This is a genomic window from Streptomyces sp. CB01580 (genome assembly GCF_001905795.1).
Classification (GTDB): Bacteria; Actinomycetota; Actinomycetes; order Streptomycetales; family Streptomycetaceae; genus Streptomyces.
In genome coordinates this window covers 155727-168265 of the sequence record NZ_LIXJ01000008.1, presented here as the reverse complement: position 1 = coordinate 168265, position 12539 = coordinate 155727, and the positions used below count along the sequence as shown (strand labels likewise).

12 protein-coding genes are annotated in these 12539 nt (G+C 70.6%); 3 read left to right on the top strand and 9 right to left on the bottom strand.

The genetic code is table 11. The annotated features are described in order from the left end of the window. Nucleotides 1-174: 174 nt before the first annotated feature. The 6 genes from AMK22_RS14880 to AMK22_RS14855 all read right to left on the bottom strand — a co-directional run bounded on the left by AMK22_RS14880 (nt 175) and on the right by AMK22_RS14855 (nt 6513). The gene (locus AMK22_RS14880; RefSeq protein ID WP_073785161.1) at nt 175-2466 is read right to left on the bottom strand and encodes a DUF6571 family protein; all 2292 of its coding nucleotides are present in this window, start codon (nt 2464-2466) and stop codon (nt 175-177) included. 12 nt (nt 2467-2478) lie between these two features. Then, a complete protein-coding gene (locus tag AMK22_RS14875; protein WP_073785160.1) occupies nt 2479-2952 on the bottom strand; it encodes a hypothetical protein in 474 nt (157 codons plus the stop codon). Nucleotides 2953-3241: 289 nt separating this feature from the next. Next, nucleotides 3242-3646: a peptide-methionine (R)-S-oxide reductase MsrB gene (gene msrB / locus AMK22_RS14870; protein ID WP_073785159.1), complete on the bottom strand. Its 405-nt coding sequence runs from the start codon at nt 3644-3646 to the stop codon at nt 3242-3244. Nucleotides 3647-3655: 9 nt separating this feature from the next. Then, entirely contained in the window at nt 3656-5050 is a 1395-nt protein-coding gene (gene murC / locus AMK22_RS14865; RefSeq protein ID WP_073785336.1) for a UDP-N-acetylmuramate--L-alanine ligase, read from the bottom strand. Between the two features lie 75 nt (nt 5051-5125). Next, complete coding sequence (locus AMK22_RS14860) at nt 5126-5578, bottom strand: indole-3-glycerol phosphate synthase (RefSeq protein ID WP_073785334.1); 453 nt, start codon at nt 5576-5578, stop codon at nt 5126-5128. 149 nt (nt 5579-5727) lie between these two features. After that, complete coding sequence (locus AMK22_RS14855) at nt 5728-6513, bottom strand: pyrimidine reductase family protein (protein ID WP_242433978.1); 786 nt, start codon at nt 6511-6513, stop codon at nt 5728-5730. 37 nt (nt 6514-6550) lie between these two features. On the opposite strand from AMK22_RS14855, the gene zapE reads away from it, so the two are divergent. The 3 genes from zapE to AMK22_RS14835 all read left to right on the top strand — a co-directional run bounded on the left by zapE (nt 6551) and on the right by AMK22_RS14835 (nt 9950). Beyond that, entirely contained in the window at nt 6551-7642 is a 1092-nt protein-coding gene (gene zapE, locus AMK22_RS14850) for a cell division protein ZapE (RefSeq protein WP_107430557.1), read from the top strand. Between the two features lie 116 nt (nt 7643-7758). Then, entirely contained in the window at nt 7759-8184 is a 426-nt protein-coding gene (locus AMK22_RS14845; protein WP_073785157.1) for an OsmC family protein, read from the top strand. Between the two features lie 350 nt (nt 8185-8534). Continuing rightward, a complete protein-coding gene (locus AMK22_RS14835) occupies nt 8535-9950 on the top strand; it encodes an alkaline phosphatase PhoX (RefSeq protein ID WP_073785155.1) in 1416 nt (471 codons plus the stop codon). A gap of 206 nt (nt 9951-10156) precedes the next feature. Here the strand turns inward: AMK22_RS14835 and AMK22_RS37500 are convergent, their stop codons facing one another. From AMK22_RS37500 to AMK22_RS14825, 3 genes are read right to left on the bottom strand one after another with little or no spacing between them, the layout of a single operon-like run. Further along, the gene (locus AMK22_RS37500) at nt 10157-10825 is read right to left on the bottom strand and encodes an ABC transporter (protein WP_079186159.1); all 669 of its coding nucleotides are present in this window, start codon (nt 10823-10825) and stop codon (nt 10157-10159) included. Next, nucleotides 10822-11844 (bottom strand): ATP-binding cassette domain-containing protein, encoded by a 1023-nt coding sequence (locus AMK22_RS37495; RefSeq protein WP_424863328.1) that lies wholly within the window; start codon nt 11842-11844, stop codon nt 10822-10824. Before AMK22_RS37495 ends, AMK22_RS37500 begins: the two co-directional genes overlap by 4 nt. Next, complete coding sequence (locus AMK22_RS14825; RefSeq protein ID WP_073785154.1) at nt 11841-12518, bottom strand: AIM24 family protein; 678 nt, start codon at nt 12516-12518, stop codon at nt 11841-11843. The genes AMK22_RS37495 and AMK22_RS14825 overlap by 4 nt, the downstream gene beginning before the upstream one ends. Between the last annotated feature and the right edge of the window lie 21 nt (nt 12519-12539).

Here is a 12539-nt window from a genome sequence, read left to right as displayed (position 1 = left end):
CAGGCCAGCCACCCGGACCCGCCGTCAGCGAGCCGGGTGGCGCCCTTCATGGGCTCGTTCAGGGTGTCGACGGGCCGCGCATCGAGGGTGCACCGAACCCGAGGAGTCGTGCCGTTGTCCATCTCGCGCCCGACGAAGCAGACGGTCGACAACGCCGGGTTCGGTTCCTCTCCTTCACCCGGCTTGTCCCTTCATCTTCAGATTGGCGTCAGTGATACCCCCGTGGTACCCCTGCTGGGCTGCCGTCTGAAGGACGTCCTCGTACACGCCCGGACTCTTGTCCAGCTCCTCCAGCGCAAGTCCCCTACCCAACGCCGTTTTTTTCATCATGGCTTTCAACTCGCGCTCGCCGTCGTTGAAGTGGTTGATCAGATCCTTTCGGGTTTCGGCATCGACCTTGGAGGTCAGGTCGTTCATGTATGCGGCCGTGCCGGCATCGACCGCGCGCTGGGCGATGTCACCGACGACCGGGATGGGGGTCAGCGGCGCTCCATAGACGTGATAATTCATCATCTTGTTCCAGGCGATCGTGTCCTTCTCCGCCTGGCCGAGGTCGTAGATGACGTCGGCGCGCGCGGTGTCGAGGTGGCCCAGTACCTGACCGGACTGCTTGAGCCATGCCTCCAGTTCGTCGCTCTCCTCGCCCCTGTTGCGGTAGGCGTCCGCCGAGAAACGCTCCATCCCCTCGGCGATGACCGCGGTCTGCGACGCATGAATGACGCCGAAGGCGTTGGGGTCTTCGGCAGAGGACCGGATGACCCGGGTGAGGGCACCCCGGTCGATACTGAGGTCGCTGAACTGGGTGTGTCCGTCCATGTCCTTGCCAAAGATCTGGTGCACGTCGGAGGCGTAGTCGCCGATCATGTCGCCCATGGCCATGCGCAGCGGGACGGGAACAGCACTCTTGTCTGTCTTCGTCACCTCGGCGTACTCGTTCACCATCCGCTCGAAGATCGCGGCCTGCGCACCGTCGTGATGGGTGCCGACAGGGTTCAAGGGGGTGCCCGGTGCCCGGCCGGTCGCCGCCGCCTCCAGCGCGGCGCCGAACTCGGCGCGGGCCGAGGTGTACTGGGTCTTGGGGTCTTCCATCTTGCTCTCGACATCCGCGCCCGGCCAGTGCCGGTCGTCCATGAAGTACTTCAGATTGTCCGTGGTGTTCGGGTCGAAGTAGTGGGTGGAGGCGGAAGGGTTGCGGCTCATCGCGTTCAGCAGGCCCTTCATCGGGTCCGACTGCGTGCCCACCCAGGACTTCATGTAGTCGTCGCTGTAAGCGTTCTTGTCGTGGGTCTCCCAATCACGGATGGAGTCCGCAACCTCGGTCAGGAAAGCTTCGCTGTAGACCGGGTCGCCCTTGTCCTTGTCCCAAGGCGACGTCCTCTTGTGCTTGTCCCCTTCCTCGCGGGCGGCTGCCGCCTCTGCATCCGGGTCGTACGTCCGGTCTCCGGCGTCGGCCGCCATCAGGTGGGTGAGGGCGTTCCAGCCCGAGATACCGCCCTTGAGCGCGCCGGGGTGCCGGTCGGGCAGGCCGTTGCCGTCGCGGGCCATGGTGATGAGCTGTTTGGTCCAGGCCGAGGGGGTTCCGCCGGGCGTGCCGATCGGGGAGTCGGGGCCGGTGGCAGTGGCAAGGCTGCCCGACAGGGCCTTGTAGAGGCGGGCTTCGGTGGCGGAGACCTGGCCATTGCCGCTGTCGTCCAGGCTGCCGGCGAGCAGCAGTACCGCCTCCTGCTGGTCCCGGCCGTGGTAGCTGAGGTTCTGCATGAGCGCGGCAGCGAACGCCGGCGAGTCCTTGCCGTCCTCGGCGAGCTTCAGCAGTCGCTCGCGTTCCTTGTCGCCGAGGGTCTCCCAACGGGCATAGAGCTTGGCGGCCTCACGGCCGTCCTCCGTCTGCTGCTTCTCCTCGGCGCGCATCTTCTTCGCATCGGCGACACCGCTGAGGCTGGCGCTGCCGAAGTCGTTGGGGTGGTACTTGATCAGCGCCCGCAGGCCCCAGGCGCAGAGCTCGTCGGCCTCGTTGGCGCGCTTCAGGATGCCTTCGAGCTTGCCGCGCAGCGCGTCGAACTGTGCCTCGGTGGCGATGGGGTCGGTGTTGTCGGCGGACCGGCGGTCGGGATGGACGCGGTGACTCAGTACGCCGTCGGGGTAGATGGTGATACCCGGCGGCGGGTTCTCGTAGGCGTCCTTGAGGTCCCTCTGGGCGGTCTTGAGGAGGGCGTGGGCGTCCTTGATGAGGTCACGCACGGACGTGGCCTCGATGACGGCGTCGCTGAACTCCTTGGCCGACTTGGTGACGAACTCCTTGGTGACGGTGGCGTTCTCGCCCTTCCAAGTCGCCTTGTCGGCCTTGGACTTCATGGCCTTCGCATCGGTCTGAAGCTCCGTCAGCTTCGTGATCATCTCGGTCCACTGGGTGGCAGCGGTGTCGAGCGGGGCGAGCTTGGCGTTGAGGAGCTGCTCGAAGGTGGGCATGGTGGCGGCTCCTTACCGGAAGTACTTGTCGATCTGGGACGCGGGCACGGAGCCGGGGGCGACCGGGCCGACGAAGCCGGCGGGGCGCAAGTCTGCCGCGATCCACTCGTCCTGTGCCTTGTTCGAGGACTTCGTGTAGTCGAGGTGGTTGGAGATGTGCGCACATGCCTGGAGGAGGGTCTTCACCTGCGTCTCCCAGGTCTTGGTCACTTCGGCGAACGCCGCGCCGGAGTCGAAGCCGTCGCCCTTGAGGCTCGTGCCGGCGGTCTCGCTCGCCGCCTGCGCGTGCTTGCCACCCGATTCGAGGCCGTTGAAGAGCCCGTAGGCGGCGTGACCGATGTCCCCCAACTCGTCGTCCACGACGACGTAGTCCGCCGACCCCTTCCCGGACGTCGACCCACCGCCGCCACCGCCGCCGCTGCCCGCCTGGTTCAGCCGCATGGCGACAGCGGCCTTCTCCGCCCGCCACTCGTCCTCGAACGACATGGTGTGAAACCCCCGTGGTGCATGATCAAAAGACTGTTTCACGCCACGCTATCGAACGAACGAGCCATGCACCATTGACGTCCTGCCATGGGCGCAAACCCTGCACTTGGCCGGAACGTCCGGCATGCCGGACTCGACTTTCGGGAACGGCGGGGACTTCGCGGGCCGGGGAGCGCCGCTTCCTGACGGACCGTCATTACGACAGCGGCCCGCACGCCCGCGCCGGGCGTACAGGCCGCTGTCCGGGGCCCGCAGCGGGCTCCGGACGTCATGTCTCAGGCTTCACGCGTCATGCCTCGGGCGTCAGGCGCAACGAGATCGAGTTGATGCAGTAGCGCTGGTCCGTCGGGGTCGGGTAACCCTCGCCCTCGAAGACGTGGCCGAGGTGCGATCCGCAGCGGGCGCAGCGGACCTCGGTGCGGACCATGCCGTGGCTGCGGTCCTCGACCAGTTCGACCGCTTCCGTGTCCTTGGGGTCGTAGAACGAGGGCCAGCCGCAGTGCGACTCGAACTTGGTGTCGGAGCGGAACAGCTCCGCGCCGCAGGCGCGGCAGGAGTAGACGCCCGTGGCCTTGGTGTCGGTGTATTCACCGACGAAGGCGGGTTCGGTGCCGGCCTGGCGCAGGACCGCGTACTCGGCGGGGGTCAGTTCCGCCCGCCACTGCTCGTCCGGCTTCTCGATGTCGTACGACACGTCGCTCCCTCAGCTCGACAGGTGGTCCAGGATCCGCGGGCCGAGGTCCGTGACGTCGCCCGCGCCCATGGTGAGAACGAGGTCGCCGGGCTTCGCCATTCCCGCGACGGCGCCCGGGACCGCGGCCTTGTCGTGGACGGCGGTGACGTCGGCGCCCGCCTCCCGGGCCGCGTCGATGATCAGGTCGCTGGTGATGCCGGGGATCGGGTCCTCGCGGGCCGGGTAGATGTCCAGGACCACGGAGACATCGGCCAGGGCGAGGGCCCGGCCCATCTCGGTGCCCAGCTCCTGGGTGCGGGAGAACAGGTGGGGCTGGAAGACGACCAGCAGGCGGGCGTCGGACGCGGCGCCGCGCATCGCTTCGAGGTCCGCGGTCATCTCGGTGGGGTGGTGTGCGTACGAGTCGATCACCTGCACGCCCGCGGCCTCGCCCTTGAGCTGGAGGCGACGCTTGACCCCGGTGTACTTGCCGAGCGCGGAGGCGAGGTTGTGGGCCGGAATGCCCAGGGCGACACCGGCGGCGAGGGCCGCGACCGCGTTGAGCGCGTAGTGGCGGCCGGGCACGGAGACGGCGAAGGTGAGGTACTTCCCGTTCAGGAGGAGCGTGACCTCGCTGGTCAGCCCGCGCGGGGTGATCCTGTGGACGCGTACGTCGGCGGACTCGGCCTCGCCGTAGGTGACGACGTTCAGTCCGGAGCGGTCGCGTACGCGTCCGGCCAGCTCGACGGCGCCGGGCTGGTCGGCGGAGATCACCAGCGTGCCGCCGGGGACGATCTTGTCGGTGAACGCCTCGAAGGACTCGTAGATCTCGTCCATCGAGGCGTAGTTCGCGTGGTGGTCCAGTTCGACGTTGAGGACGATCGCGACCTCGGGGTCGTACTTCTGGAAGCTGCGGTCGCTCTCGTCCGCCTCGGCGACGAAGATCTCGCCCTCGCCGTGCGCGGCGTTGGTACCGGGGCCGGCGAGGTCGCCGCCGATGGCGTACGAGGGGGCGAGGTTCAGCTCGGACAGGGCGACGGCCAGCATGGAGGTGGTGGTCGTCTTGCCGTGCGTGCCGGCCACCGCGATGGCGCGCAGCCCGCCCATGAGGGAGGCCAGCGCGTCGGAGCGGTGCACGACCGGGACGGACAGTTCGGCGGCGCGCACCAGCTCCGGGTTGTCGGGGCGGATGGCGCTGGAGACGACCACGCACGAGGCGTCGTCCGCCAGGTTCCCGGCGGCGTGCCCGATGTGGACGGTCGCCCCCAGCGCCCGGAGCGCCTCGGCCGTGCCGGACTCCTTGGCGTCACTGCCCGCGACCTTCGCGCCGCGCTGGGTGAGGATCTTCGCGATGCCCGACATCCCGGCGCCGCCGATGCCGATGAAGTGCGGCCGTTCCATGGCGGCGGGGATACCGGGTGTCATGTGCGAGTCCTCCGGGTACTGGGTGCGTTCTCGGTCGCGGACCGGTGCCACTCCACTCCGGACCGCGGGCCAAGCCTATTCGCTGTGCGCGAAGAGCTTGAGCACCGGTACGCCGACCTTGTGACGGGCGCGCGAGGCCCAGTCCCGGTGGAAGAACTCCTCCACGTAGTGCGGCGCGGTCAGCACGATGACCTCGTCCGCCTCCGCCTCCTCCACCACGGACTTCAGCTTGTCCAGCGGGTGGTCCTCGACCACCTGCCCGACCGCCTCGGATCCCGCCTGCCGCAGGGCTTCCAGCGACACTTCGAGTGCCAGTTCGGCGGACTGCCGGGCGTCCTTGCCCTCCGGCTCCTCGATCTCCCGGGCGGCTTCCTTCAGCTCGCCCATCGCCAGGTCGTCGATGGCCCGCAACAGGACGTCGGCCTGGTCACCGCGCGGCTGTATGAGCACGACGAAGGAGGTCGACTCGTCACCGTGCAAGGTGGTGACGAAATCGACGTCCTCGGAGGTGAGGGCCTTCTCGATCATCAAAACGCTGGTGAACACCACGGGTGCCCTTCTGCTTCAGTAACCGTCGCCGGTCTCTGCTGAAACCATCCTTCCCCGTGCTCACACGGGGACTGCGAGAGTAATTGTGCCCACCGGAAGTTAAACGGAACGACGAGTTCCGCCGTGTGTCAGCCCCGACGGTCCTCGTGCCGGCCCCGACGGTACCGGGTGAACAGGAACCCGTCCTCCTCCAGGACCGACGCCAAGGCGAATCGTTCCGGCACGGCCATCGACGGACCGCCCGCGATCCGCTGCGCATCCCCGGCGGTCAGCATCGGGGAGACGGTCAGACAGAGCTCGTCCAGCACCCCCGCCGCCACGAACTGGCCCAGCAGCCTGGGACCGCCCTCGGTCAGCAGCCGCCGCAGACCGCGATCCGCCAGCTCCCGCACGGCCCTCGCGGGGTCCACCCGGGAGCCCTCCCCCGCGATCACCACCTCGGCGCCGGCGTCGCGCGCCGCGGCCATCCGGCCGGGAGGGGCCCCGGCACCGGTGAGCACCAGGGTCGGGACGAGCGGCGAGACGAAGAGCGGCAACGAGAAGTCCAGGTCCAGACCGCCGCTCACCACCGCGATCGCCGGGGCGGGCCCCTGCCCCGCCGCGGCCCGGCGGGCGGCGAACGCCTCTCGGGCCCTGGCGGGCCGGTACCCCTCCTGCCGCACCGTCTCCGCGCCCGCCACGACCACGTCGGCCAGGGCGCGCAGGGTGCCGAAGATCCGCATGTCGCTCTCGCAGGAGATCGGCTGCGAACGCCCGTCGTGCTGGGCGGCGCCGTCGAGCGTCGAGACCATGTTGGCGCGCAGCCAGGGGCCGTCCGTGTCGGGGTAGGCGTAGGCGTCGGCCAGGTCGTCCAGGCTCCACTCCCCCTCGTCGTCGGTCGCTGTCAGGTCGGTCACAGGGAACAGGCGTCGCATGTCCGGCAGTCTTCCACGGCCCGTAGAGTGGGGGGTTGTGTCGTCCTCCACCGCCGTGCCGGGGCAGAGCCCCATAGCCGAAACGGCCCCGCTGTCCCTGTGTGCCCGCGAGCCGCACGTCCCCGCCGACCGGCTGGTCGCCGAGATGGTGCCGCCGCCGCGCTTCGACGCCGTCCGTTTCGATACGTACGTACCGGACCCGAAGCAGCCGAGCCAGCGCGAGGCGGTCGACGTGCTGAGCGGCTTCGCGTCCGGGCTCGGCGGGGCGCACGCCAGCGGTTCCGCGAAGCGCAGGTGGTTCGCGCGAAAGGCTGCGGCGCCGACCGCGCCCCTCGGCGTCTATCTCGACGGCGGTTACGGCGTCGGCAAGACCCATCTGCTGGCCTCCCTCTGGCACGCCACGCCCGCCGCGCCCGCACTGAAGGCGTTCGGCACCTTCGTCGAGCTGACGAACCTGGTCGGCGCGCTGGGCTTCCAGCAGACCGTGAAGACGCTGAGCGGGCACCGGCTGCTGTGCATCGACGAGTTCGAACTGGACGACCCGGGCGACACGGTGCTGGTGTCGTCGCTGCTCAGCAGGCTGGTCGAGGAGGGTGTCGCGCTCGCGGCGACCTCCAACACGCTGCCCGGCAAGCTCGGTGAGGGCCGGTTCGCCGCCGCCGACTTCCTCCGGGAGATCCAGGGCCTGTCCGCGCACTTCCGCCCGCTGCGGATCGACGGCGAGGACTACCGGCACCGCGGACTGCCCGAGGCCCCGGCACCGTTCACCGATGAACAGGTCACCCGGGCCGCGTACGCCACCGAGGGTGCCAGCCTCGACGACTTCCCGTCACTGCTCGCGCATCTCGCCCGAGTCCACCCGAGCCGCTACGGCGCGCTGACGGACGACCTGCGGGCGGTCTGTCTCACCGAGGTGCAGGCGGTGCCCGACCAGGCGACCGCGCTGCGGCTGGTCGTCCTGGCCGACCGGCTGTACGACCGCGAGGTGCCGGTGCTCGCCTCCGGGGTGCCCTTCGACAAGCTGTTCAGCGACGAGATGCTGAACGGCGGGTACCGGAAGAAGTACTTCCGGGCGATCTCCCGGCTCACGGCGCTGGCACGCGACGCGAAGGGTCTCGTGGCGCAGTAGGTTCAGGTGTGTGCTGCCCCATTTCCCCGGGGTACCGCACGGGTTCCGAGGCGTACCGCACGGGCGCACCGGAGGCATCCCGTATCCACCGCGCACACCGTTCGAAGGGATCCACCATGGCTACCACGCGCCAGGCGCACACGGTCTGGGAAGGCGATCTACTCCACGGCAAGGGGGTCGTCACGTTCGACTCCTCCGGCATCGGCGACCACGACGTCTCGTGGCCGTCCCGCGCGGAGCAGGCGAACGGGAAGACCAGCCCCGAGGAACTCATCGCGGCGGCGCACTCCAGCTGCTTCTCGATGGCGCTGTCCAACGGGCTGGCGAAGGCCGGCACCCCGCCGACCCGGCTGAACACCCGTGCCGAGGTCACCTTCCAGCCCGGCACCGGCATCACCGGCATCCACCTCACCGTCCAGGGCGAGGTGCCGGGCCTCGACGAGGCGGGCTTCGCCGAGGCCGCCGAGGACGCCAAGGCGAACTGCCCGGTGAGCCAGGCGCTCACGGGCACGACGATCACCCTCACCGCGTCCCTGGCCTGACCCCGCGCACGGGCCGTCGGGCCCGGGTGGTCGGCCGCCCCGGGGGCGCGTGACACGCACGAGGCACGGTGACCCGCGTGGTTCCCGCGCGCCGATGCGCGTGGTACACACATGCGGGTCACTTCTCCTGTCCGCCAGCAGGGAGTCGCCTCATGTCATCCGCAGCGTCACACGACACGTCGTCGTCACGGGACAGGTCATCCGCGGCATCGCGGGACATGTCATCGTCACGGGACACGGAATCGTCACAGAGCACGGCATCCGCAGCATCACGGAGCACGGCATCCGCGGCGTCGCAGAGCACGGCATCCGCGGCGTCGCAGAGCACGGCGTCAGCGCCGTCACGGGACTTGTCGTCCGCGGCGTCACGGACCCTCACCACCCGGCGGCAGGTCCTGGCCGGCAGCGGCGCGGTCGCCGCCTCGATCGCCTTCGCCGGGGCCTTCTCGGAACTCTTCGCCGGGACCGCCACCGCCCGGGACCTCGATCGCCGCGGCGGCCACGCAGGACATTCCGGCGGCAGCGGCTACGGGCCGTTGGTTCCGGACCCCGATGGTCTTCTCGACCTCCCGAAGGGCTTCCGCCACCGGGTGCTGTCCCGGGAGGGCGACCCGCTCCGCTCCGGCGAGGGCCCGGTCCCCAGCCACCACGACGGCATGGCCGCCTTCGCGGGCCGGCACGGTCATGTCCGTCTCGTACGCAACCACGAGAACCGCGCCGACGCGGCGTTCCGGGTCCCGGCCGTCGAAGGGCTCACCTACGACCCGATGGGCAAGGGCGGCTGCACCACCCTGGAGCTGGACGGCCGCAACAACGTCCTGGACGAACGCGTCGCCATCGCCGGTACGGCGGTGAACTGCGCGGGCGGACGTACCCCTTGGAACACCTGGCTGACCTGCGAGGAGACCGAGGACAAGGCCGGCACCAACGGCTACACCAAGGACCACGGCTTCATCTTCGAGGTGGACGGCGCCGATCCGCGCCGCTCCGGGGCGGTGCCGCTCACCGCGATGGGCCGCTTCCAGCACGAGGCGGTCGCCATCGATCCGGCGAACGGGATCGTGTACGAGACCGAGGACGCTTTCGAGCGACCGTTCGGGCTCTTCTACCGCTTCCTGCCGCGCAAGCCGCTCGGCGGGACGGGATCGCTGCGGGCCGGCGGCCGACTGGAGGCCATGCGGGTGCCGGGCGTCCCCGACCTGTCCGCCGTCCAGCAGACCGGCGCGAGCTTCGACCGCGTGGAATGGGTGCCCGTACCGGACCCGCCGGCGGCCGAAACCCCCATCCGTTTCCAGGACTTCGGGCCGCGGGGCATCACGCACGCACAGAAGCTGGAGGGCTGCTACTGGGGCGGTTCCTCGGTCTACTTCGTCTCCAGTTACGCACGCGGCGCGGAGGGCTCGGCGGCGGACCACCACGGTCAGGTGTGGCGGTACGAGCCGGGGCGGCGCCGACTCACGCTGGTCGTCGTGTTCGGGTCCGGCACGGACGTCCAGCTGCCCGGCGAGTCGCCCGACAACATCTGCCTGGCCCCGGACGGCGGGCTGATGGTGTGCGAGGACGGCGACGGCGCGCAGCACGTGTTCGGCCTGACACGGGGCGGCGAGGTGTACGCGATGGCGCGGGGACGGCAGAACATCGGAACGCCGCAGAAACCGGAGTGGGGCGAGTTCGCCGGGGTCACGTTCGCCCCGGACGGCAGGACGATGTACGTCAACTGCTACACCCCGGGGACGACGTTCGCGGTGACGGGGCCGTGGCGCTGACGCCGTGACACATCCGTGCGCCGGTACGGCGGGCGTGCCCGTACCGGGCGCGGATGGACGGGCCTCGTGGACGTGCTGGAGGCCCGGGCGGACCGAGGCCCGAGTGGGCTGAGGCCCGGCCGGTCGTAGCCTTCGTCGGCCGTCGGCCCGGGCACGCCGTGCGCCGGGCCTGCCACCTCTCGCCTCCCATACCCCACGTCCCGCACTCAGCCACGCAGCGCGGTGAGCCGACCGGTGAACACGGCGACCGCAGCGGCAAGGACGGCGGAGGCCAGGAGCGGCACGAGCGGCAGGTGCACCGTTCCCGTCCGCGAGCCGGTGACCAGACCGGTCACCGTGCTGTTCGCGGGCGAGCCTGTGGTCACCAGGGCCAGCAGCGCGGCGAGCACGGTGGCGGCGACGGACCAGCCGCGCCCGCGCAGCACCGGCCGGGTGCACAGCGCACCGACCGCCGCCCCCAGCAGCACGCAGCAGCCGACGGCGAGCAGTCCGGCTGCCGCGGCGGGCAGGAGCGGCACCGGGACGGAGTGGTCGGTGTTCGCCGGATCGCTGATCAGCAGCACGGCCAGGACGGCCGCCGCGCCCAGCGGCCCGGCGCACCCCAGCGCCACGAGGAACGAGGCGAGATGTGAGCGCGGCGAGCCCGTCGCCGCGGCGACGACGGCACGCGCGGCGGGCGGTTCCGGAGTCGTACAGACCTGCACGAACCACGCGGTGACCGGCAGGAGCCCGGCCGCGGCGTACCCCAGCGAGTCGAGCACCGGCTGCCCCCACCGCACGCCGACGGCGAGGAAGGCGGCGTAGAGCAGCACCGGAGCGAGCCAGCGCTGGGAGCGGACCAGCAATGCGGCCCGGTAGCGGAGAAGGGCGGTCATGACGCCTCGGAGACGGAGCCGGTGGGCGGCGGCGCGTCCTTCGATGCGGTCGGCGCGGCGCCGGGGGCGGGCCCGTCCCCACCCGTCGGCGCGGCGCCGTCCATCGCCGGGGTCCCGTCCGCGGATACGGTCGCGGTGTCCCCCGGCGCGTCCGGTTCGAGGTGGCCGGTCAGTCGCCGGATGTGCCAGGGCGGACGGGCGGTGAGCAGGGCGCGCAGCAGGGCGTCGGAGTGCGCCGCGTCGACGGTGAACCGTACGCCTCCGTCGGGTGCGGGCTCGCGCTCGGGCGCTCCCGGCAGCGCCGCCGGGAGTGCGGCACCCGGTGGGCACGCCGCCTCGATCCGGACCCGGGACCCGGTCACCACGGCGCGCGCCCCCGGCCCCGTCCCTCCCGCGCACCCTGTCGTGGGAACGGCGAGGAGCCTGTGTCCCTCGACCCGGAACACGGCGTCGACGGCCCCCGCGAGCCGACGCGGGTCGTGGTCGACGAAGACCACGGTGGAACCGGCCTCGACCCGCTCGGTAACGGCCCGGTCCAGTTCGTCACGAGCCTCGGCGTCCAGACCGGTCCATGCCTCGTCCAGGACCAGCAACTCCGGTTCGGCGAGCAGCGCCTGGGCGACGGCGACCTTCTGGCTGGTTCCCTTCGAGAGCTCCGCGAGCGGCGTACGGGCGTGGCGGGCCGCTCCGAACCGGTCGAGCCATGCCGCGGCCCGGTCCGTCGCCTCGGCGGTCCGCAGCCCGTGGATCCGGCCCAGGTGCACGAGATATCCGGTCGCGGTGAACGGGAGCGCTGCGGGGAAGCGCTCGGGGACGTACGCCGTACGCGGCCTGCGGCCGTGGATCCGGCCCTCCGTCGGCGCGTCGATCCCGGCGAGCAGGCGCAGCAACGTCGACTTGCCGGTGCCGTTGGCCCCCTCGATCCGGACCAGACGGCCCATGGGCAGAGCGAGGTCGACCCCACGCAGCACCCACGGCCCCCTCAGTCCGTAGCGGCGCCCCACTTTGTCCAGTCTCAGTTGGCCGACGCCTTCTCCTGCTTGAGCTCGCTGGGCCGTACGATCACGAAGCCCTCGCCGTCCAGCCGCAGTTGGACGGCCTCGCCGGATCCGCCGCGCACCATCGACCCGAAGCTCTGCGAGCGGTGCAGCGAGGTGGTGAGGTGGGCGCTCCAGCCGACCACCGCGTCCGTGTCGACGAACACCGGCTGCTGGGCCGTGACGGGTATCACGATGGGGTGGCCCTCGCACATGAGGCCGAGCTTGCCGTAGCCGGTGAAGACGCTGTTGAAGATGCCGCCGCCGACCATCCCCGCGCCCTTCACGGTCTTGATCTCGTAGGCGAGCGTGGGGTCGAAGCACAGGACGTTGCGGCCGTTGACGGTGAGGGCGTCGCCCTGCTCGATGTCCACGATGAAGCAGTTGGCGGCCTCGTGCGCGAACCACGCCTCGCCCTGGCCCCGGACGGCCATCAGCGGCAGCCCCTCGCCGGTGACGGCGCGCTTGAGCATGCCGCCGATGCCCTGGCCCTTGCGCTCGAACTCCAGGTTGCCGCGGAAGGCGATCATCGAACCCTGACGGGCGTGCATCTCACCGTTGACCGCGTACTTGATGGACTTGGCGTTCTGCAGGGTCATCCCGGGGGCCGTGGCCTGCTGCGCCAGGTATTCGCTGGAAAAGAGATCGCTCTTCATGCGGTGCATCCTCACCCGGAG